The organism is Chryseobacterium sp. Leaf180, from assembly GCF_001424585.1.
GTDB lineage: Bacteria > Bacteroidota > Bacteroidia > Flavobacteriales > Weeksellaceae > Chryseobacterium.
In genome coordinates this window covers 145,435-167,933 of sequence record NZ_LMPJ01000008.1, presented here as the reverse complement: position 1 = coordinate 167,933, position 22,499 = coordinate 145,435, and the positions used below count along the sequence as shown (strand labels likewise).

Below are 22,499 nucleotides of genomic sequence, written 5' to 3'. Positions count from 1 at the left end.
GCTTATTTGTCTCTATCATTGTTATCGAAATGAAATATTATCTCATTGCCGGCGAGGCTTCCGGCGATCTCCACGGCAGCAATCTGATGAAATCTATTTTGGCGAAAGATCCCGATGCAGAATTTCGTTTTTGGGGCGGTGATCTGATGGAAAAAGTCGGTGGCAAACCGGTAAAACATTACCGCGATCTTGCTTTTATGGGTTTTCTGGAAGTGGCTTTAAATCTAAAAACAATTCTCCGAAACATTAAATTCTGCAAAGAAGATATCACGAAAAACAGACCGGATGTTTTGATTCTCATTGATTATCCGGGATTCAATCTGCGCATTGCGAAATTTGCGAGAGAACTTGGGATAAAAGTTGTGTATTATATTTCGCCGCAGCTTTGGGCGTGGAAAGAAGGTCGCGTTGAGACGATCAGAAAATATGTCGATGAAATGCTTGTCATTTTGCCATTTGAGCAGGATTTTTACAAAAAACATCGGGTTGACGCTCATTTTGTTGGCCATCCTTTGCTGGATGCGATATCCGGTTTAAAAGATATTTCTCCTGAAAATTTTAAAAAAGAACATCAGCTTAGTGATAAAGAGATTATTGCCCTTTTGCCCGGATCACGAAAGCAGGAAGTTGAAAAAATGCTGGAAATTATGCTTTCTGTTCGGTCACATTTTCCGGAATATCAATTTGTGATCGCCGGCGCCCCAAGTTTAGAAAAAGAATTCTATCAGAAATTTACTGATAAAAACGTGCATTTTGTTTCCAATAAAACCTATGATTTATTGCGTTGTTCGAAAGCCGCACTTGTCACGTCTGGCACCGCAACATTGGAAACCGCTCTGTTGAAAATTCCGGAAGTGGTTTGCTATCGCGGCAGCAAAATTTCGTACGCGATTGCCAAAAGACTGGTGAAGCACATCAAATATATTTCGCTTGTCAATCTCATTATGGATCGCGAAGTGGTGAAGGAATTAATTCAGGAAGAACTGACGACTGAAAATCTGGTTTCCGAACTGCAGAAAATTATTTCCGGCGAAAAAAGAGAAGTTATGCTGGATGACTTTGCAGCGCTTAGAGAGAAGCTTGGTGGAAGCGGCGCTAGCGAAAAAGCCGCAGATATTATCGTGAGCGGTTTGTAAGTCAGATATTTTCGTCTAAAAAAAATAAAGTTCAGGCAAACGGAAAATTTTTTACATTTGAAACACAAATGATGAAATAAATTGAACCGCCAGCCGCTTCTCATTCTTGCCATATGTTTTATTCTCGGCATTTTTTTTCAGGATTATTTTTTCCTGAAAGGTTTACAGATGATTATTTTTTCTGTGATCTTTATCTTCTTTTCCTCAGTTACACTTTTACTTAGACATTTCATCTTTCAGACTTTGCGGCCGTATTTTCTCGGTTTGCTTTTCTTCGGTTTGGGCACTGTAATGCATTATTTTAATTTCAATCAGATTAAAAATTCTACAGAAAACAGCAATCATGAAATTGTATTTAAAATCACTAAAAAGCTCAATTCCAGCGAGAAAAATAAAAAATACGAAGCCGAAATTATTTCAGGAAATCAAACTTTAAATGCCGTTGTTTTTATTCCCAAGGAAAATGAAGAACTCGATTTCCGGCATTTTTACAAAGCAAAAGCTTTCGTTACTTCCCCACAAAAACCACAGCACGATTTTCAGTTTGATTATTCAAAATATCTCCAGCGGAAAAATATTGCCGTACAATGTTATATTTCTGAAAACATTGAAATTGCCGAGCGAAAAGATTTGACTTTTGAAGAAAAAATAAGGCAGAACCGGCTCGATGTTTTACAGAAAATAAACAGTACGCCGATGTCCGCACAAAGCCGTGAGTTTCTGAAAGGCATTATTCTAGCCGACCGCACCGAAATGGATTCTGAGACGGTACGCGACTTCAACAGATCGGGTTTGGTGCATTTCCTCGCCATTTCGGGGACGCATATAGTCATAGTTTTCGGTATCTTTTATTATCTGATGACTCGTTTTTCTCCATTGAGATTCAGAAAATACGCAATCATTTCCAGTCTTCTTTTCATCTGGTTTTTCACGGCATTTATCGGTTTTGGGAGTTCGGTAGTACGATCCAGCATGATGCTTACGGTCTATTTTTCTTATGTTCTTTTGCAGCGAAAACCTGATTTTTTGCATGCACTATCACTTTCGGCACTGATCATTTTATTTGCGGACACACAGCAGCTTTTTGATGTGGGTTTTCAGCTGAGTTTTTTGGCTGTTTTAGGGATTTTCTGGCTCAATCAGCCTATTTTAAAACTGCTTCCACGACAGGATAACCGGATAAAAAAGGTATTTTACAATACTGTTTCGATTTCGCTCGCTGCGCAGTTGGCGACGGTTCCGCTGGTTTTATATTATTTTCATCAGTTTTCGTTTATTTCGATTCCTGCCAATTTATTCATCGTTCCGCTTTCTGAAATTGTGATTGTATTTTCTTTCGTACTGACGGGTTTTATCGCGGTGGGAATCGATATTAATTTTATTTTTATCATCTATGATTATTTGATTTTATTTCTTTTAAAAATTATTCACTGGTTTGCCGGTTTTGAGAAAGTGTTTTTCGAAAACGTTGCTATGAATCTTACTGAGGTTGCGGCAGCGTTCGCTGCTGTTTACTTTCTGAGATTTGTTCTGATAAAATTTTCAGTTAAAAATATTTCGAATTTTGTGTGTGCAGTTTTGCTTTTTGTGATGGTGAAAACAGGTTTTAATTTAAATGAAAGTTTAAAAAATGAAATGCTGGTTCATCAGTTTAAAAAAGAAAAAATCGTATCTTTAAAGATAGGAAATACAGCATGTTTTTTTATTCCGGAAACTGAAAATTCAGATAAAATAAATCAGTATATAATCAATCCTTATGTCGCTTCTCGAAGGATAAAAAGTTTTCAGATAAAAGAAACTTCCGGCAAATCTGACAAGGTAGTTTTTAACGGAAAAACGTATGATTTGCGATGATTTTCGCTTTTAAATATTCGCAACGAAATCTTATTTAGAAGTATTACAAACTGAAAAATAGTGAGATTTCTCATTTTTATCTACAGTTTACAATTCATAATTTTGTACAAATTCAAATTTGAACGTATATGGCGGGTTTAACAAGTTCTACGATAGGTAGAAAATATGCAATGGCATTGTCTGCGATGTTTTTGCTGATCTTTTTGGTAACGCATTTGTCCACCAATATGACTTCGGTTTTTGGTGCACATGCTTTCAATACAGCATCGCATTTCATGGGATATAATCCTCTGATACAGTTTGTGATGCAGCCGATTTTGATGTTTGCAGTGGTTTTCCATTTTGTGATGGGTTTCATTCTTGAGATCAGAAACAGAAGCGCAAGGCCGATCGGGTATAACATGAACAATGGCTCGGCAAACTCTACATGGATGTCTAGAAATATGATCATCTCCGGTGCGGTAATTCTGGCGTTTTTTGCACTGCATTTTTACGATTTTTGGTTCCCTGAAATCAGCTACAAATACCTGAATCCGCAGGTTGCTGATGAGACAAGATATTATGCAGAACTTCAGCACAAGTTTAAAGATCTTTGGAGAGTGGTGCTTTATGTCGTTGCTTTTGTATTGCTTGGTCTTCACCTGGCGCATGGTTTTCAGTCTTCATTTCAGTCAGTTGGGGCGAGACATCCAAAGTATACTCCTGTCATCAGAGCATTCGGAAACTGGTATTCAGTTTTGATTCCGCTTGGGTTTATCTTCGTCGCAGTTTATCATTATGTAACTCAATTATAGCATAAAATACTATGAGTAAATTAGATTCAAAAATTCCTGGAGGTCCGTTAAAAGACAAATGGAAAAATCATAAAGACCATATGAACCTCGTTGCGCCAAACAACCGTGATAAAATTGATATCATTGTTGTGGGAACAGGTTTGGCCGGTGGTTCGGCAGCAGCAACTTTGGCAGAGCAAGGTTACAATGTAAAAGCTTTCTGTTATCAGGATTCTCCACGTAGAGCGCATTCAATTGCGGCTCAGGGTGGTATTAATGCTGCTAAAAATTATCAGGGTGATGGTGACTCTACATACAGATTGTTCTATGATACAATTAAAGGTGGAGATTACCGCGCAAGAGAAGCCAATGTTTACAGATTGGCTGAAGTTTCAGCAAATATTATCGACCAGTGTGTGGCTCAGGGAGTTCCGTTTGGTAGAGAATACGGCGGGCAGCTTGATAACAGATCTTTCGGTGGTGTACAGGTAAAAAGAACTTTCTATGCGAAAGGGCAAACCGGTCAGCAGCTTTTACTGGGAGCTTACTCCGCGTTAAGCAGACAAATCGGTAAAGGACGTGTGAAAATGTATAACCGTCACGAGATGTTGGATTTGGTGATTGTAGACGGAAAAGCACGAGGAATTATCGCAAGAAATTTAGTTACCGGAGAAATCGAAAGACATTCTGCACACGCAGTGGTTATTGCTTCCGGCGGTTATGGAAACGTATATTTCCTTTCTACAAATGCAATGGGATCAAATGTTTCTGCGGCGTGGAAGATTCATAAGAGAGGAGCGTATTTCGCAAATCCTTGTTATGTACAGATTCACCCTACCTGTATTCCTGTTCACGGAACGCAGCAGTCTAAACTGACTTTGATGTCAGAATCATTAAGAAACTCAGGAAGAATCTGGGTTCCGAAAAAGATTGAAGATGCGGTAGCTATTCGTGAAGGAAAACTTCGTGCGGAAAGTATTAAAGAAGAAGATAGAGATTATTATTTGGAAAGAAGATATCCGGCTTTTGGAAATCTTGTGCCTAGAGACGTTGCTTCCAGAGCTGCTAAAGAGCGTTGTGATGCAGGTTTCGGAATCGAAAATAATGATACTCAGGAAGGTGTTTACCTTGATTTCTCTACAGAAATTATGAAAAAAGGTAAAGAATCGGCTATCGAAAAGCATATTCAGAATCCTACCGAACAGCAACTGTACGATTTAGGTAAAAGTTGGGTAGAGGAGAAATACGGTAACCTGTTCGTGATGTACGAAAAAATTACGGCAGACGATCCTTACAAAACTCCGATGAAAATTTATCCTGCGGTACACTATACAATGGGTGGTGTTTGGGTAGATTACAATCTGCAGTCAACAATTCCTGGATGTTTTGTTGTGGGAGAAGCAAATTTCTCAGATCACGGAGCCAACAGACTTGGAGCTTCTGCTTTGATGCAGGGCTTGGCAGACGGATATTTTGTTTTGCCATACACGATCGCAGATTATCTTTCGGCAGACATCAGAACAGGTGCGATTCCTGTGACGGCGCCGGCTTTTGATGAAGCTGAAAAAGAAATAAAAGAAAAAGTAGATTTCTTCTTAAATAATAAAGGAACTCATTCGGTAGATCATTTCCATAAGCAGTTGGGTCACATTATGTGGAACAAAGTAGGAATGGGAAGAACGCCGGAAGGTTTAAGAGAAGCGATCAGTGAGATCGAACAGGTGAAAAACGACTTCTGGAAAAACGTAAAAGTTCCCGGAGATGCTGTCGGAATGAATACTGAGCTTGAGAAAGCATTTCGTGTTGCCGATTTCATCGAATTGGGTCAGTTGATGGCCATCGATGCATTACACAGAAACGAATCTTGTGGAGGTCACTTCAGAGAAGATCACGCGACGCCGGAAGGTGAGGCAGAAAGAGATGATGAAAACTTCAAATATGTTGGAGCCTGGGAATATCAGGGGAATGATATTAAGCAGGAAGTACTGCACAAAGAAGATTTGATCTATGAGAATATCGAAGTAAAAGCAAGAAGCTATAAATAACAGATATGGAGAGTTTAAAAAAAGTACTGTTATTGCTGATTTTTTCAGTTACAATGACTTCAGTATACGCACAGAAAGTAACGACGCAGGCCATCGACAAACCGTCTGAAGGAAAATCTTTAGTTTACGTAATGAAAACGGGTGCCGGATTAATGGTGAACTTCAGGATTTATGATAAAGATAAATTTCTAGGAGCAATACCGACCGGAAAATATCTTGTATATGAATGCGAACCGGGTGAGCATCTTTTCTGGGCAACTTCAGAAAACAGAGATTATATTGAAGCCAATCTTGAACCAAATTCTGTATATGTAATCAACGCGGAAGGGCAAATGGGAGCTTTTGTAGCAGGTGTAAATTTGAAACCTATGAAGCCTACAGAATATCGCGATAAGCAAATTTTCTATAAAGTTGTGAAGAACGACGATAAAATGCTGTATGTGCCATCTGCAGACGATAAATCTCAAAATATTGCTGGTGCAATGCAGAAATATCAGGAGCTTAAAAACAACAAGTCAAAAAAAATTGCAGTCTTATCTTCAGATATGAAATTTGAGAATGCAGACAAACCGAGTAAATAATCTCCAACCTATAAATAAAAAATTATGAGTGCAAAAAAAGGCTTACATCTTACGCTGAAAATTTGGAGACAAAAAAATAATAAAACTAAAGGTCAGTTTGAGACCTATAAAATAGCAGACGTTTCTACAGATTCTTCATTTCTTGAAATGCTGGATATGCTGAACGAAAATCTGATCAACGAAGGGAAAGAACCAATCGCTTTCGACCACGACTGTCGTGAAGGAATCTGTGGGATGTGTTCATTATACATCAACGGTAGAGCGCACGGTCCGGATACAGGAATTACCACTTGTCAGCTGCACATGAGAATGTTCAAAGACGGTGAAACTATTGTTATCGAACCTTGGAGAAGTGCTGCGTTCCCTGTAATTAAAGATTTAATTGTAGACCGTGGTGCATTTGACCGTGTAATGGCTGCAGGAGGATTTATTTCAGTAAACACATCAGGAAATACTTTGGATGCCAACGCAATTCCAGTTCCTAAAGAAGATGCAGACAAAGCAATGGATGCAGCAGCCTGTATCGCTTGTGGTGCCTGCGTAGCTTCATGTAAGAACGGTTCTGCAATGTTATTCGTTGGTGCTAAAGTTTCTCAGTACGCACTTTTACCCCAAGGTAGAGTAGAAGCAAAACGCAGAGTTTTGAATATGGTGAAAGCAATGGACGAAGAAGGTTTCGGAAACTGTTCAAACACCGGAGCATGTGAAGTAGAATGCCCGAAAGGAATTTCTCTTGAAAACATCGCAAGAATGAACAGAGAATACATCACGGCTTATGCAGACCGCGGATAATTCTTTTTTATGATAAATTTTCAAATCGTCTCTGGCTTCAGGGGCGATTTTTTAGTTAAAACTTTTATAAAAATCAAAGCAGGATTGCTGAAAGTTTATCAAAAAACTTATTTTTGCGTAATTATTAAATTTAAAATGAAATCGGAGATTCAATCATTCAAAAAAAACTGTAAAATACCAATGATTAAAAAATATCTTTTGTTATTCGTCATCGCGATTTTTGTGATGTCTTGTTCAAAAAAAGTTGAGGTAAAAGGAAAAATAGTAGGAGCGTCTCCACTTGAGAGAATCGAGTTTGTAGAAGCTTCTGGTGTAGCTACTTTGCCGCTTACCAACATTGGTATAGATAAAAACGGAAATTTCGAAGGAAGCTTTGAAGCTCCGAAAAACGGAATGTATGTTATCAATTACGCCGGAAAACAAAGTCTTATCTTTTTAAAAGGTGGACAGGAAATCAATATCTCAGGTAATGCTGCAACGTTCCCGAATGAGTTTGTGGTAAACGGTGATGCTAAAAAAGACAACGAATTTTTTCAGGCCTGCCAGAAATTTTTGATGTCTTATGGTCAGACTTTGGATGTACAGAGTTTAGTGGCAGGCGACGAAAATAATTTTGTGAAAGCAATGCAGAAAATCGAAGCTGATCTAAATAAGAACATCGACGAAAATCAGAAGAAATTTAACCCTGGAAATGATGTGGTTGAATGGAAAAAGATGGATGCTAAAACCGCAATCCTGAATTTGATGGCCAACTATGAGATCAACAAAATGCAGACTTCAGGAAATCCTTCTTTTAAAGTAAGTAAAGCATTTACGGATTTTGAAAACAAGCTGCAGGAAGACAAAGATAAAATGGTAAAAATGAGTCCGTTTTACAGACAGTATCTGTTGACAAAACTTACTCCGGATTTCCAGAAATATGCGACGACTGCTGCTAAAGGAAAAACAGATATTACCACTTCTGAAATTTTCAATCAGTATCTGAAAACCAAAAAAGAGATGTCTCAGGATACGAAAGATTATCTTTTGGCATTCGTCATTGCTCAGGCTGATATTCTCCCGCAAACTCCTGCAAAGAATGTAGACAAGGTGAAAAAAATCATCGAAGAAGATATTAAAGACAAAACGGTACAGGAAGATCTTAAGAAAATGCAGTTCGCCATCAATGGTTTCAAAATCGGTGACGATGCTCCGGAAGCTTCTTTGGTGAAAGCCGACGGTTCTGCTTACAAGCTTTCTGAAAACAAAGGAAAACCTTATATGCTCGTATTCTACGCGTCTTGGAATCCTTATATTAGTGAAGGAACAGTTCCTGTTTTGAAAGAGGTTGTGAACTTCTACAAGTCTAAAATGAATTTCGTTTATGTAAATTTAGACGATACCAACGACCAGTTTAAAAAAACCAGCAATGCAATGATGAAAGGAATTCCCGGAGTGAATGTATATGGTGAAAAAGGTTTAAACTCAGATATTGCTAAAAAATACGGAATCTACGGTTTCAAACTTCCAAACTTTATCATCGTTGATAAAAACGGAAAAATCGCCAGCAGAGGATATGTAAATCTTGGTGATCCAGAATTGATCACGGTTTTAGACAAACAAACAGGCCTTGCCGCGCCTCAGGTAAATCCTCAGATGCAGCAACAAATGCAACAGCAGATGATGACGCCAGAAGCTGCTCCTGCACCTTCGGCTAAATAAGTTTTAAAAAAGCTTTTATATATAAAAACCTTGTCTGCGGATAAGGTTTTTTTTATTGTACTTTTGCAAAATGCAGTTTTAGTCGTACTTAGCTGCCAATTTTTACGATCAATTTTTGTTTTAATGAAAAAGAAGAAAAGTGTAACGCTTGAGAATATTTCGCTTTTTGCCGCAGGTGCAAAAGGTGTAGCAATAGGAAAAACTGAGGAAGGAAAGACGGTTTTAGTTTCGGGCGCAATTCCTGGTGATGTGGTAAACGCACGTGTGAAGAAATCAAAATCAAAATATTTTGAAGCGGAAGCGGTTGAAATTTTAACGAAATCTCTGTATCGCGTTGAGCCAAAATGTATTCATTTCGGAACCTGTGGCGGCTGCAAATGGCAGAATATGAGCTATGAGAAACAGCTCGAAATCAAGCAGGAAGAAGTGTATAATAATATTAAAAGAATTGGTGGCGTTGAAGATTTTGAAACGGTAAAAATTCTTGGTGCGGAAGAGCAGTATTTCTATCGTAACAAAATGGAATTTTCTTTTTCTAATGCTCGCTGGCTGACTCAGTATGAGATCAGTTCAGAAGAAAATTTCGGAAGTCGCGATGCGCTCGGTTTTCATATTCCCGGGATGTGGAGCAAAATTTTAGATCTGAAAGAATGTTGGCTGCAGGAAGATCCTTCGAATGCGATGCGTCTTGCCGTAAGAAATTACGCGGTCGAAAACGGTCTCGATTTTTTTGATGTGAAAGATCAGAAAGGTTTTCTAAGAACGCTGATGATGCGTCAGAACTCGAAAGGTGAGTGGATGGTTTTATTCCAGCTGTACCGTGAAGAGAAAGAAAACCGCGAAAAGCTTTTCCAGTTTTTATTGAAGAATTTTCCGCAGATCAAAACGTTGGTGTACGCGATCAATCCCAAACAGAATGATTCTATTTACGATCTCAACGTTAATATTTATCACGGTGAAGGTTTTTTAATGGAAGAAATGGACGGTCTGCAGTTTAAAATCGGACCGAAATCTTTTTTTCAGACCAATTATAAACAGGCGCTGGAACTTTACAGAAAAACGCTTGAATTTGCTGATTTAAAAGGTGATGAAGTCGTTTACGATTTATATACAGGTACAGGAACGATTGCACAGTATGTTGCGCGAAATGCAAAACAGGTAATCGGAATCGAATCTGTGCAGGAAGCCATCGATGCAGCCATCGAGCATGCGCAACTGAACGGACTGACGAATACGACGTTTTATTGCGGCGACATGAAAAATGTTTTCAACGATGAGTTTCTGGAAAATCATCCAAAAGCTGACGTATTAATTACCGACCCGCCACGCGACGGAATGCACCAGAAAGTTGTTGAACAGATTTTGAAACTTGCGCCCGAGCGAATCGTGTATGTCAGCTGTAATTCGGCCACGCAGGCGCGCGATATTGCTTTGATGAAAGACGATTATAAAGTCGTGAAAATACTACCTGTGGATATGTTTCCGCAGACACATCACGTAGAAAATATAGCTCTTTTGATAAAGAAATAAAGTTTAAATTTGATATAATTAGAATTTCTTCTCATGATCAGAATATCTCAAATACAGTCTGCAATGATGATTGCGCTGCTTTTTATTTGTTTTAATACCATCTCTGCACAGACAAAAGAGCCTGTCGCAGCAAAAACCGATAGCGCTAAAGTAAAAAAAGAAGAACCGAAAAAAACCGGTGTGAAACCTTATAAAGAGATTATCACAGCGAAAGCGGTTTCAGATTTGGGCGTTTTTACTGTACATAAAGTGGATGACAAATACTATTTTGAGATTCCGGATGCGATGATGAAAAAAGAATTTCTGCTTGTGACACGGCTTACAAAAGCTGCAGCGGGAATGCGTTCCGGAACTTCGGGCTACGCCGGCGATCAGATTGGTCAGCAGGTTGTCGCTTTCGAAAAAGGAACGAAAGACAAAATTTTTCTCCGCTCAATTTCTTATGTAGATTATGCAAAAGACTCAACTTCGGATATGTACAGCTCGGTGACGAGAAATAACGTACAGTCAATCATTAAATCTTTTGATGTAAAAGCATACGGATTAAATAATAAAACGTCTGTAATTGACGTCACCGACGTTTTGAATGCAGATACCGATCTTACGTCTTTCTCCGTTTGGGCGCGCGATGCATACAAAGTGGGCGCTTTTCAGAAAGAGATGTCTTTCGTGAATTTTGTAAAATCATTCCCAACCAACATAGAAATCAACACCACAAAAACATTTGCGAGAACTGCAGGAAAACTTTCTCCTGCTGAGGCTAAAGATCCTCCGAAAATCAGCGGAAATTACACGGTAGAAATTAATTCTTCGTTTGTTTTGCTTCCGGATAATAAAATGCAGGCGAGAAATTACGATCCGCGTGTGGGTTATTTTACTGTCGGTTACACCGATTTTGATCTTGATCCGCAGGGTGTAAAACGCGTTTCTTTAATTAAAAGATGGCGATTGGAGCCAAAACCTCAGGATGTTGAAAAATACAATCGCGGCGAACTGGTAGAACCCGCAAAGCCGATTGTTTTCTACATCGATCCAGCAACACCGAAAAAATGGGTTCCTTATCTGATGCAGGGCGTAAATGACTGGCAGAAAGCTTTCGAGAAAGCCGGATTTAAAAATGCCATTATCGCAAAAATTCCTAACGCGAAAACTGACCCTGAATGGAGTCTGGATGACGCCAGATTTTCAGCGATTGTCTATAAACCTTCCGATGTTCCCAATGCTTCCGGGCCGTCCATCTCAGATCCGCGCACCGGAGAAATCATGGAAAGCCACATCAACTGGTATCACAATGTGATGATGCTTTTGAGAAACTGGTATTTTGTGCAGGCTGCGCCAAACGATCCTCGCGCCAGAACGATGGAGTTTGACGATAAACTGATGGGTGAGCTGATCCGGTTTGTTTCTTCGCACGAGGTTGGTCACACATTAGGTTTAAGACATAATTTCGGATCGAGTTCGACAGTTCCTGTAGAAAAACTTCGCGATAAAAAATGGCTTGAGAAAAACGGGCATACACCTTCGATTATGGATTATGCGCGATTTAATTATGTGGCACAGCCGGAAGATAATATCGGTGAATCGGGGATTATGCCAAGAATCGGCGACTACGACGACTGGGCGATAGAGTGGGGTTACAGAAGATTTAATCAGTTTAAAAATCCGGAAGCAGAGAAAGAATTTTTAAATAAATGGGCGATTAAAAATCTTAAAAATGAAAGACTTTGGTTTGGAACCGAATCAAATCCTTTAGATCCCAGATCTCAGAGCGAGCAGGTTGGAGACAACCCAATGATCGCCGGAAAGTATGGGGTAAAAAATCTTCAGAGAATCGTAAATAATCTGGATAAATGGACGGCGACGCCAAACGAAGATTACGAGAATCTGGGCATGATGTACGATCAGGTGACGGGTCAGTTTAAAAGATATCTTGGTCACGTTTCAAAATACATCGGCGGACAGATGGAAACGCCAAAAACTGTGGAGCAGAACGGAGTGGTTTACGAGCCGGTTTCGAAAAAAGATCAGAAAGAAGCACTTCAGTTTTTAGATGAAAATATTTTTACAACGCCGCAGTGGCTTTTGGAAAAAGAAATTTACGAGAAAACGGGGAAAACGCCTGTGAAAACAGTGGAGGAAATTCAGAATAGTGTTTTTGCGAGAATTCTGAGCCCGATGGTTTTGGAAAGTATGTATCAGATGGAGGCTGTAGATAAAAATGCGTATCCGATTGTAGAGTATTTTACAGATCTGAATACTGTTATTTTAAAGAAAGAAAATATAGATACGTACACTAGAAATCTTCAGAGAAACTATATCGATAATCTGATCAAACTTGTGGAAAGCCGTACGTCTGACAAATCTGATATTTCGGCATTTGTAAGAGGAAATCTTAATACAATCAAAAGAGATCTTCAGGCGAGAACTTCATCAGATACCGCGACAAAATATCATTATGAAGACCTTATATTTAGAATTCAAAAAGCTTTAGACCCAAAATAATATGAAAATATTATCCTATATACTTCTCGCGGTTTTCGCATTCAGCATTATTTCTTGCGGTGGCGACGATGATATCTGTGAAAGCGGTGAAGGTACGCCGAGAATTAAAATCCGTTTCAAGACAATAAACGCTCTGAATAATACGCTGCGAACCGTCGATACACTGTACGTTTCAGCTGATCTTGGCAACGGAAAGGTGAGTTTCGGAAAAAGTGTGAATGTTGATTCTATCCTGATTCCGCTGCGTGTGGATGATGCGCCGTATACCGATCTTTATGTTAAAACGCGACTTACGCAAACCGAATCTAAAATCCGCGTAAAATATTCTACGACGTCAAAATACGTATCGCCGGGTTGCGGTTTTAAGAAATCGTATCAGAATTTAAGTTCAGAAGTTCTTATTTCAAACATTATAAAAAATACTGAAATTGGCCAAAATTTTATCGAAAATGAAGACAAAACAAATCTATTTCTTCTTTTTTAGTTTACTTTCTTTAATGGTTATGGCTCAGGAAAAACCGGAGGCCGACACCGCGAAAGTAAAATGGAAATATGAGCCCAACTTCACGGTAGGTTTTGATGTTTTGAATGGAAGTTTAGGATTTTTTACAGACCGAAAGCTTTTTCAGGGATTTATCTCGTCTAAAATTAAAGGCAACATTCATGCAATTGCTGAAGCTGGTTTTGAGAAAAATATTTACAATAAAAATGGTTACGACGCGACTGTCAGCGGACCGTTTGCAAAAATCGGTGCTTTTTATATGCTCGTAAAAGATCCTGAAAATGAATTCAACGGATTTTACGGCGGCGCAAAAGTTGGTGGATCATTTTACCGTCAGGAATATTTCGCTATTCCTGTGCGTGGTTTTGGCGGAAGCAGCACAACGGTCGCTTTGCCGTCATCTTCGCAATCCTCTTTCTGGCTGGAAGGTAACCTTGGAGGACGTGTACAGCTTTTTACAAGTAATTTTTACATCGATGTAAATATTCAGCCAAGCTATTTGGTGTACACGACGAAGCAGGAAGAAGTGGTGCCAATGATCGTTCCCGGTTTTGGCAATAGCTCTGCAAAATTCAACATGGGCTTTTCTTGGAATCTGGCGTATAAGTTTTAAACTTATCTAGCAGCATTCATCAGCGAATTATAAAGCGGAGCTAATTCTTTTGGCGGTTTGCCTGAATCAAACTCTGCAGAAATATATTCTTTATTATCAACTGTAATTTTTATCTGACTTGCTAATGCTCCGTCTGAATATCGCTGAGTGGTAGGAGATTCATAAGTGGAGATTTTTTCAAGATTAATCTTTGAAATTTCCTCATTCAGCATATTCCAGGTTGTTGCAGTCAGATTATTTTGAGTAACATCCGTATTAATCTTTTTCTGCAGACCGCTATCTTTAAAGGTATAAATTTTCTGTAAACCACGTGTTTTCTCAGACACTTCTACAGATTTTACTTTTGAGGTCATTTGATTTTTAGAGATTTCATTTGATGCAAACGCATTCTTACTATTGCTTATGCACGATGTACACAGCATTAATAAAACTGCTGTTGACAAAATTATATCCTTCATTTGTAATTTTTCAGTTGTGAAAGCTAAAACTGTGCAGAAATATATAACACTGATATTGAATAGTGAGCCAATTGCAAAATTTTCTGTTATAGCTAAAAAACTTAATTAAAAAATGCTCCAAAAAAAGTGGTAAACATTTTTCATTTGATGATAAAAGCAATATTATGGTTTTAAATTCACAAATAAATATTAGTTTTTAAACATTATGCAGCTAATTATTTCTATATTTGGGATGAAAAAATAATTTTAATTTATATGAAAAAATTACTTACTGCTTTATTCTGTAGTGTAATTGGTGGTTCTGCAATCGCGCAGTGGACGCCAACTACTCTTGGAAGAAGTAAACAGATTGAGCCGAATGCGGTGCATCAAAATTTTAAATTAGATTTGAATCTGCTTAGATCTCAGTTGAAGAATGCACAGGAAAGTGGGCCAAGCGCAAAACCCGTAATTGTGTCTATACCGAATATCAAAGGTGTCATGCAAAAATTTGCAGTGTACAGTTTTCCGGTTATGGTAAAAGAACTTGCAGATCAGTATCAACTTGGTTCTTATGTAGGTGTAGGATTAGATGATCCAACGAGTTACTTAAGATTTTCAATTTCGCCAAAAGATTTCAGTTCAATGGTTATCAGGAATGGAGTTTACGAGTTTATTGATCCTCAAGATGCTGCTAAAACTGTATACGGAGTGCATTTTAAGACCAGCAAGGATGGAAAAGCTTTTGTGTGCGATACTTCAGAAAGTCCTGTTGCAGTTAAGCAAATGAAAGAAATGCAGAAGAGTGGTGATGCATTTAATCATCAGCCGGGAGATTTTTCAAAAAGTTCTGATAAAAAATACAGAACTATGCGATTGGCATTATCTGCTACCGGAGAATATGTGACTTTTCATGGTGGTACTGTGGCGTCTGCTTTGACGGCTATGAATAATACGATGACTAGAGTAAATGGTGTTTTCGAGAAAGATCTTGCTTTACACTTGAATATTCAAAATTACCCTGCGCTTATTTATACAGACGCTGCGAATGATCCGTATACAACTAATCTAAATCTTCAGCTGCAGCAAACTCTTACATCTCTCGTTGGAGATGCAAATTATGATATTGGGCATGTTTTGAATGCTGCAGGAAATAATGGTAATGCCGGATGTATTGGTTGTGTTTGTATAGCACCTGCAAACAATACGTCTTTAGGTAAGGGATCAGCATTTACACAAAGTACAAGTCCAATTGGCGATACTTTTGATATTGATTTTGTTGCTCATGAGATGGGTCACCAATTAGGAGGTAACCACACTTTCGCCCATGCATTAGAGAATTCTGGTACGAATGTGGAACCTGGTTCTGGTTCTACTATTATGGGATATGCAGGAATTACTGGTGCTAACACGGATGTTCAGCCAAATTCTGATCCTTATTTCCATAAAGTAAGTATCGTTCAGATTCAAAATAATCTTACTGCAAAGACATGTGATGTAGAGACTACTATCACCAATAATCCTCCGGTAATTACAGCTTTGCCGACGTATTCTATACCTAAAGGAACTGCATTTGTATTAACGGCTTCAGCAGCGGATCCGGAAAATGATCCTATCACCTATATGTGGGAACAGACAGATAATGCCACTGTTGTCATTAATAAAACCAATATTGGATCAACGACTACAGGTGCATCATTTAGATCTTTGGTACCTGTTACGAGTCCTACACGATATTTTCCAAAATTGTCATCTGTAATGGCGGGCGTTTTAGATAACAGTAATAATGGCTGGGAATCCGTTTCGAAAGTGGCAAGAGCAAGTAAGTTTTCTGTCACAGTAAGAGATAATAATGCAAATCCTTTACAACAGCAGACTTCATTTGCTGAACAAACGATTAATGTTGGTAATGATGGGCCGTTCAAAATTAATACATCTTTTGCAAATGTTGGTACCTCAACGCCTATTGAATGGGATGTGGCTAATACTGCCGCAGCACCATACAATGTAGCGAATGTTAAAATTGACTATACAACAAACGATGGCGCTACATGGACGGTGTTAAGTGCAACAACAGCTAATGACGGAACTGAAAGTTTTACTTTCCCAACCTCTATGAACGGGCAGACTATCAAAGTGAGAATCTCATCAATAGGAAATGTTTTTTATGCTGTTAAAGCAGTACAAATTCTACAGTTTGCACCATGTAACGGAAATGCACCTGCATCTATTACAGCAACTAGCGTTACTACGAGTTCAGCACTAATTAGTTGGGCACCTGTATTAAATGCTACCTATGTAATTCGATATAAAAAAGTTTCTGAAACAACATGGGTGACTCTTACTACAGCCTCCACAAGTATTACATTATCTAATCTTTTAGATAATACGGCCTACGAAGTACAGGTATCAAGTGTTTGCAGTGGTACTCAAGGCACATATTCTACATCGGTAAACTTTACCACCTCTCCAATAGCAACTTATTGCGCAGTAAATTCGGGCAACGCAACAGATGATCATATTTCTAATGTGACTTTGGCTAATGTTAATAATACATCTGGTGCAAGCGTTTACACAAGTTATGTAGCAAACCCGGCACTACAAATTAACTTAACAACTGGTGCAACGTATACATTATCTATTACAAGATCATATTTATTAAGCGGAGTAGGTCCATATCCTGCTGCGACTTCTGCATGGATAGACTTTAACAGAAATGGAGTATTTGAAGATTCTGAAAGAATTTTGACATCACAAGTAGCAGCTAATACACCGAATCCACTGACGGTGACATTTACAGTGCCTGCTAACGCGGTTCAAGGTCTTGGATTAAGGTTAAGAGTAGGAATGTTATATACTACTTCTGCTGGTGCAACTATAGTAAATGGATGTGGAAATTATGGCAATAATTTAGGAGAATTTGAGGACTATAATGTTGTAATTTCTGCTAATCCATTAGCAACAGTAGAGACTTCAAACAACTCAAACGGCATTCAGATGTATCCTAACCCAGCTACTGAAGTTCTAAACATTACCAAAGTTTCAGACAAAGCAAACTATAAAATTTATAGTGCAGCTGGTCAGTTGGTAGGACGTGGAAACGTAACTGATGGGAAAATTAATATTACAAACCTAATTAAAGGTGCATATGTAATTACTATTGACGAAAAAGGACAGGATGTATTCAAGTCTAAATTCATCAAAAAGTAAAAATTAGATATTCTAATCTATACATTAATCCTCAGGCAAAAGCTTGAGGATTTTTTTTAACTGTTATCAGATATTTATAAAAAAAATAAATTGCCTGATAGATTAATAATGAAAATTGTTTAGATTTGTACAATTAACATTATATCTATGTGCTTATGAGAAAACACTCTACTATTTTATTTAGCAATATGAGAGAAAAGCCGGCAAATAAAGCTTTGGCATCTTTACATTGCATTTCTACAAAACAATATTTCAAACCTTGAAATAGTTGATACAATAAAATTTATTTTTTAAAGATTTTTAATATGAAGAAAATTTTACTAGTTTTCGCCTTTATCCTGGCTTTTGTGCCAAGATTTTCAGGGCAGACAGGTCAGATTGGAACCGGGACTGGGACGTCTGATTATCTCCCTATTTACAGTTATTACGGTTACAATTATTCTCAACAGATTTATACCTCTGCAGAGATGACCACTGCGGTAGGTACGGCAAACTTTATCACAGCGATCAAGTTTTATGTAAATGCTGCTGCAACCCCACAGACTTCCTTTAATGAATGGAAGGTCTATATGGGAAACACTACGCAAGGTACTTTTACGTCAAACACCAACTGGGTTCCGCTATCAGGTTTACAGCAGGTTTATTCAGGTACTTTACCTACAATGACAAGCGGTACATGGGTGACTATTCCGTTGTCTACGCCATTTATTTGGGATGGGACAAGTAATGTTGTAATCTCAGTAGATGAGAATTCTCCGGGATACTCAAATTTTCCAGCTCAATCTTGGGGAACGTATAATGCCGGTGCAAACCGAGGTATTTTATATTATAATGATTCTACTAATCCTGATCCCGCCTCTCCACCTACGGCAGGTTCAAGATATGCAGATATTCCGCGAGTACAGTTTACCAGTGCGAGTTTACAGCCGTGTTCCACTGCGCCACCTGCAGGGATAACTTTGGGTGCTGTAACCAGTACAACAGCTGTTGTAAGCTGGACTCCAACTACAGGTGCTACATACGTTTTAAGATACCGTGCAATTCCTGGAGGTGCTTGGACAACCGTGAATTTAACAGCACCACTTTCAAATTCTTACACGATACCAGGATTAACAGAATTGACACAATATGAAGTAGAAATTGCCACAGTTTGTGGAGGAACACAAGGGGCTTATTCCACAGCTCTTCCATTCACTACTACAGCGATATCTTACTGTACGGCAAGTCCGACAAGTACTTTTGTGGATGTATATGTTTCAAAAGTGACTGTGGTTTCTCCGGGCTTCCCGCAGATGGTTAGTAATTCTACTACGCCACCGCCATTCTATTCTGATTATACAACTGATCCTACACGATTGGTGACATTTTATCGTAACTCAGCCGGAAACAGTGTTACAGTTAATAAAACCTGGCCAAGTGGATTTTCATATGATACAGGCGTAAGAGTTTGGATTGACTTTAACAGAAACGGAGTTTTTGAAACTTCAGAAATGGTTCTTGATGATCCTTCGAATATTAATGCAACAGCAACAGCGACTTTCTCTGTGCCAGCTGGTGCATATGCAGGAACAAACACTCTCAGAATGCGAGTGATCGCACAGGAATATGGAAGTCCAGTACCTTGTGGAGGTTTCACTTATGGTGAAGTTGAGGATTATGCTGTCAAACTACAAGATCAGCCTGCATGTACAGCAACACCACCTTCTGGTTTATCAATTTCTAATATTACTTCGGTGTCTGCCACTGCCACTTGGGCACCAGCTTCTGGAGCTACTTATATTATCAGATACAGAACGGGTACAGGAGCATGGACAACTGTCACAGTTACAGGTCCACCAGCAAACGTATATCAAATTTTAGCATTATTAGAATCTACAACATATGAAGTACAGGTAGCAACAATATGTGGAAGTATAACCAGCGCATGGTCTGCGAGTGTAAACTTTACTACCCCATCGCTAGCATACTGTGCTGCGAATCCTACAAGTACGACGGTTTATGAATATCTTTCTAATGTGACGGTGACACCAAACGGTTACGCACCTATGGTGAGTAATTCTACAACGCCACCGCCATTTTACTCAGACTACACCACAGATCCAACACGTCTTATCACTTTGATAAGAGGAAATGCCGGAAACACAATAGCTGCAACGAAAGTATGGCCAAATTTTGCTTATGCTGCCGGTACGAGAGCCTGGATTGACTACAATCGAAATGGTATCTTTGAAACTTCAGAATTAGTGTTGGATTCACCGTCAAATACGACGGTAAATGTGAATAATACTTTCACAGTACCAACTGTTGCTCAAGGAGCTTATGCAGGAAACCTTTATGTAAGAATGAGAGTAATCATGCAGGAAGGTGGTACACCAAACGCGTGCGGAACTTTCACTTGGGGTGAAGTTGAAGACTATTCGGTAAGATTAATTGATCTTCTGCCTTGTACTACTGCGCCACCGAGCAATATTACGGTAACCAATCTTACTGCTACAACAGCGTATGTATCTTGGCTACCGGCATCAGGTGCTACGTATAGAGTTCGTTGGAGACAAATCGGACAGACACTTTGGCAGCAGCAACCTCTAGGTTATGCACCTGTTACTGCAGGACAGAGTTTCTACACCATTACTGGTCTTACAGAATCTTCAAACTACGAAGCTCAGGTTTTAACGATCTGTAACGGTACTGTTGGTAATTTTAGCGGTTCAATAAACTTTACTACACCACCTTTGACGTATTGTCCGATGGTAGGTGGCGCCTCAACAGACTTTATATCAAATGTAAAGGTAACTCCGACAGGTTTCCCAATTGTGAATAACACGAGTGTACAGACAAATTACATTCTGTACACCACACCAGTTATCAATCTTGAAGTAGGTTCTGCTGGAAATCAAATTTCTGTAAGCAAAAGTTGGTCTGGCTCTAACTTCAGTGATGCTGTTGATGTATATATTGATTACAACAGAGACGGTGTTTTTGCAACATCAGAAAGAATATTAAATTCTGCTGCCAGTACAATTACTCCAGTTACCGCGACATTTACTGTTCCGACTACAGGAGTTTATACAGGACCACTTAATACGACTATGAGAGTCATCTTAAATCGTAATAATGCTCCGGTAATGTGTACGAATCCCGCAATCGGTGAGGTTGAAGATTATTATGTGAAATTAAGACCATGTTCGGTTACGCCTCCAGGTCCAGCGACCTTTACAGCTATTACACAAAATTCAGCGATTGTAAACTGGGTTCCTGCAACAAATAATTTCAATTATATTGTACAGTACAGACCTCTAGGCAGCACAACCTGGGTTAGTATTAATGCTTCTTCAATTGGAGGAAATCCACCATTAACATTATCAGGTCTTACGCCCGCAACTACTTATCAGGTTCAGATTGCGGCAGTCTGTGCCGGTACGCCAGGTACGTTCAATGCAATTACAACATTCACTACAAGATGTGATCCTACACCTCCGAATGTAACAATTTCGGCAGTCACTTCTAATTCTGCTGTAGTGACATGGAATCCGATTGCTGCTAATGCAAATTATATTTTAAGATACAGAGTTGTTGGTTCTGGTCCAACAGGATGGATAACAGTTACAGCCCCTATATTGCCGCAGCCACCTTTAAATTCATATACAATAACAGGTTTAAATTCGTTTGTGAATTATGAAGTACAGGTAGCCAACCAATGTATCGGCGAAATTACGCCAAATCCTTGGTCGAATCCTGTGGTATTTACGACGGTAAGACTTTGTCAGATTGCTCCTCCTGGGTTGACGATTACTCAGCTTAATCCGACTACTGCTGAGGTTACTTGGGATGCATTCCCTGGCGCAACTTATTTATTGCAATACAGAAAAGTAGGAATTCCGAGCTGGACAGATGTTGTAACACCTATCAATAATTACACGCTGACTAATCTCTTGGAACTTACCAATTATGAGATGCGTGTAGCAAATATCTGTAGCGGTACACCTGGAACCTTTACTCCACTGTACTTCTTCACGACACCTACAGTTACATATTGTGCGATGTCTGGTGCGGCTTCAGCTGCAGATTTTATCAGCAAAGTAAATGTTGCACCAAATGGAAAACCAGTAATGGATAATCCGTCAGCTGCTTCAAACTATACTAATTATACTGGTAATCCTTTGAAAGTGATTGAGCTCGTTCAAGGTTCATCAAATAATAAGATTACAATTGACCGTACTCAAAGTGCTGCCTCTGGTATCGCAGTTTGGATCGACTTTAACAGAAACGGATATTTTGATATCAACGAAAGAATTTTAGCAGAAGGGCCAAACTCAAATGCTACATCTACTGCAACATTCACCGTACCTACTGATGCATACATTAGCATGTCAAGTATCAAATATGTTGTGATGAGAGTGGTATTGCAGAAAGGCGGAGTGCCTGTTAACTGTACAAATTTTGCCAATGGCGAGGTTGAAGATTACAGTGTAAGAATCTCTAAACTTCCTGAAATAAATTCATTGAATCAAACTGATATTATGATTTATCCAAATCCTGTAAAATCAGTTCTTAATGTAAGAAATATCAGTGTTAAAGCCAACTACAAAATCTACAGTTCATCTGGCCAATTATTAAAATCTGGTTTGATCTTGAACAACAAAGTAGACGTAAGCGGTTTGGTAAACGGTATGTACGTTATTGATATTGAAGATGTGAAAGGTACGGCTCAGAAGAAATTCATAAAAGAATAATTCTTTGCCACCAAGATAAAATAAGCTCTCAGAAATGAGAGCTTATTTGTTTTTAAAGCAAAAAATAACCGCTGAGAAATTCAGCGGTTA

General features: G+C 38.8%; 14 protein-coding genes. 13 read left to right on the top strand and 1 reads right to left on the bottom strand.

Going from position 1 to position 22,499, the window contains the following annotated elements; translation table 11 throughout:
- The first annotated feature begins 29 nt into the window (after positions 1-29).
- The 11 genes from lpxB to ASG01_RS08425 all read left to right on the top strand — a co-directional run bounded on the left by lpxB (position 30) and on the right by ASG01_RS08425 (position 14,029).
- The gene (gene lpxB / locus ASG01_RS08475; protein ID WP_055862672.1) at positions 30-1,136 is read left to right on the top strand and encodes a lipid-A-disaccharide synthase; all 1,107 of its coding nucleotides are present in this window, start codon (positions 30-32) and stop codon (positions 1,134-1,136) included.
- 168 nt (positions 1,137-1,304) lie between these two features.
- Positions 1,305-2,990 (top strand): ComEC/Rec2 family competence protein, encoded by a 1,686-nt coding sequence (locus ASG01_RS08470; protein WP_238584530.1) that lies wholly within the window; start codon positions 1,305-1,307, stop codon positions 2,988-2,990.
- Between the two features lie 128 nt (positions 2,991-3,118).
- Entirely contained in the window at positions 3,119-3,784 is a 666-nt protein-coding gene (locus tag ASG01_RS08465) for a succinate dehydrogenase cytochrome b subunit (RefSeq protein ID WP_055862668.1), read from the top strand.
- An 11-nt stretch (positions 3,785-3,795) separates the two neighbouring features.
- On the top strand, positions 3,796-5,808 hold the full coding sequence (locus ASG01_RS08460; RefSeq protein WP_055862665.1) for a fumarate reductase/succinate dehydrogenase flavoprotein subunit: 2,013 nt from the start codon (positions 3,796-3,798) through the stop codon (positions 5,806-5,808).
- 5 nt (positions 5,809-5,813) lie between these two features.
- The gene (locus tag ASG01_RS08455; protein ID WP_055862663.1) at positions 5,814-6,389 is read left to right on the top strand and encodes a hypothetical protein; all 576 of its coding nucleotides are present in this window, start codon (positions 5,814-5,816) and stop codon (positions 6,387-6,389) included.
- A gap of 24 nt (positions 6,390-6,413) precedes the next feature.
- The gene (locus tag ASG01_RS08450; RefSeq protein ID WP_055862661.1) at positions 6,414-7,181 is read left to right on the top strand and encodes a succinate dehydrogenase/fumarate reductase iron-sulfur subunit; all 768 of its coding nucleotides are present in this window, start codon (positions 6,414-6,416) and stop codon (positions 7,179-7,181) included.
- Between the two features lie 180 nt (positions 7,182-7,361).
- Complete coding sequence (locus ASG01_RS08445) at positions 7,362-8,882, top strand: TlpA family protein disulfide reductase (RefSeq protein ID WP_238584529.1); 1,521 nt, start codon at positions 7,362-7,364, stop codon at positions 8,880-8,882.
- 123 nt (positions 8,883-9,005) lie between these two features.
- Positions 9,006-10,412 carry a 23S rRNA (uracil(1939)-C(5))-methyltransferase RlmD gene (gene rlmD, locus ASG01_RS08440; RefSeq protein WP_055862659.1) on the top strand — a complete coding sequence of 469 codons (1,407 nt, stop codon included), beginning with the start codon at positions 9,006-9,008 and terminating at the stop codon, positions 10,410-10,412.
- 33 nt (positions 10,413-10,445) lie between these two features.
- On the top strand, positions 10,446-12,914 hold the full coding sequence (locus tag ASG01_RS08435) for a zinc-dependent metalloprotease (protein WP_055862657.1): 2,469 nt from the start codon (positions 10,446-10,448) through the stop codon (positions 12,912-12,914).
- 1 nt (position 12,915) lies between these two features.
- Positions 12,916-13,398 carry a DUF6452 family protein gene (locus tag ASG01_RS08430; RefSeq protein ID WP_055862655.1) on the top strand — a complete coding sequence of 161 codons (483 nt, stop codon included), beginning with the start codon at positions 12,916-12,918 and terminating at the stop codon, positions 13,396-13,398.
- Entirely contained in the window at positions 13,364-14,029 is a 666-nt protein-coding gene (locus ASG01_RS08425) for a DUF6048 family protein (protein WP_055862654.1), read from the top strand. Before ASG01_RS08430 ends, ASG01_RS08425 begins: the two co-directional genes overlap by 35 nt.
- A gap of 2 nt (positions 14,030-14,031) precedes the next feature.
- Here the strand turns inward: ASG01_RS08425 and ASG01_RS08420 are convergent, their stop codons facing one another.
- Positions 14,032-14,487 carry a hypothetical protein gene (locus tag ASG01_RS08420; RefSeq protein WP_131725350.1) on the bottom strand — a complete coding sequence of 152 codons (456 nt, stop codon included), beginning with the start codon at positions 14,485-14,487 and terminating at the stop codon, positions 14,032-14,034.
- 255 nt (positions 14,488-14,742) lie between these two features.
- On the opposite strand from ASG01_RS08420, the gene ASG01_RS08415 reads away from it, so the two are divergent.
- Entirely contained in the window at positions 14,743-17,676 is a 2,934-nt protein-coding gene (locus ASG01_RS08415; protein ID WP_055862650.1) for a reprolysin-like metallopeptidase, read from the top strand.
- Positions 17,677-17,981: 305 nt separating this feature from the next.
- Positions 17,982-22,409 (top strand): GEVED domain-containing protein, encoded by a 4,428-nt coding sequence (locus ASG01_RS08410; protein ID WP_055862647.1) that lies wholly within the window; start codon positions 17,982-17,984, stop codon positions 22,407-22,409.
- Positions 22,410-22,499: the final 90 nt, after the last annotated feature.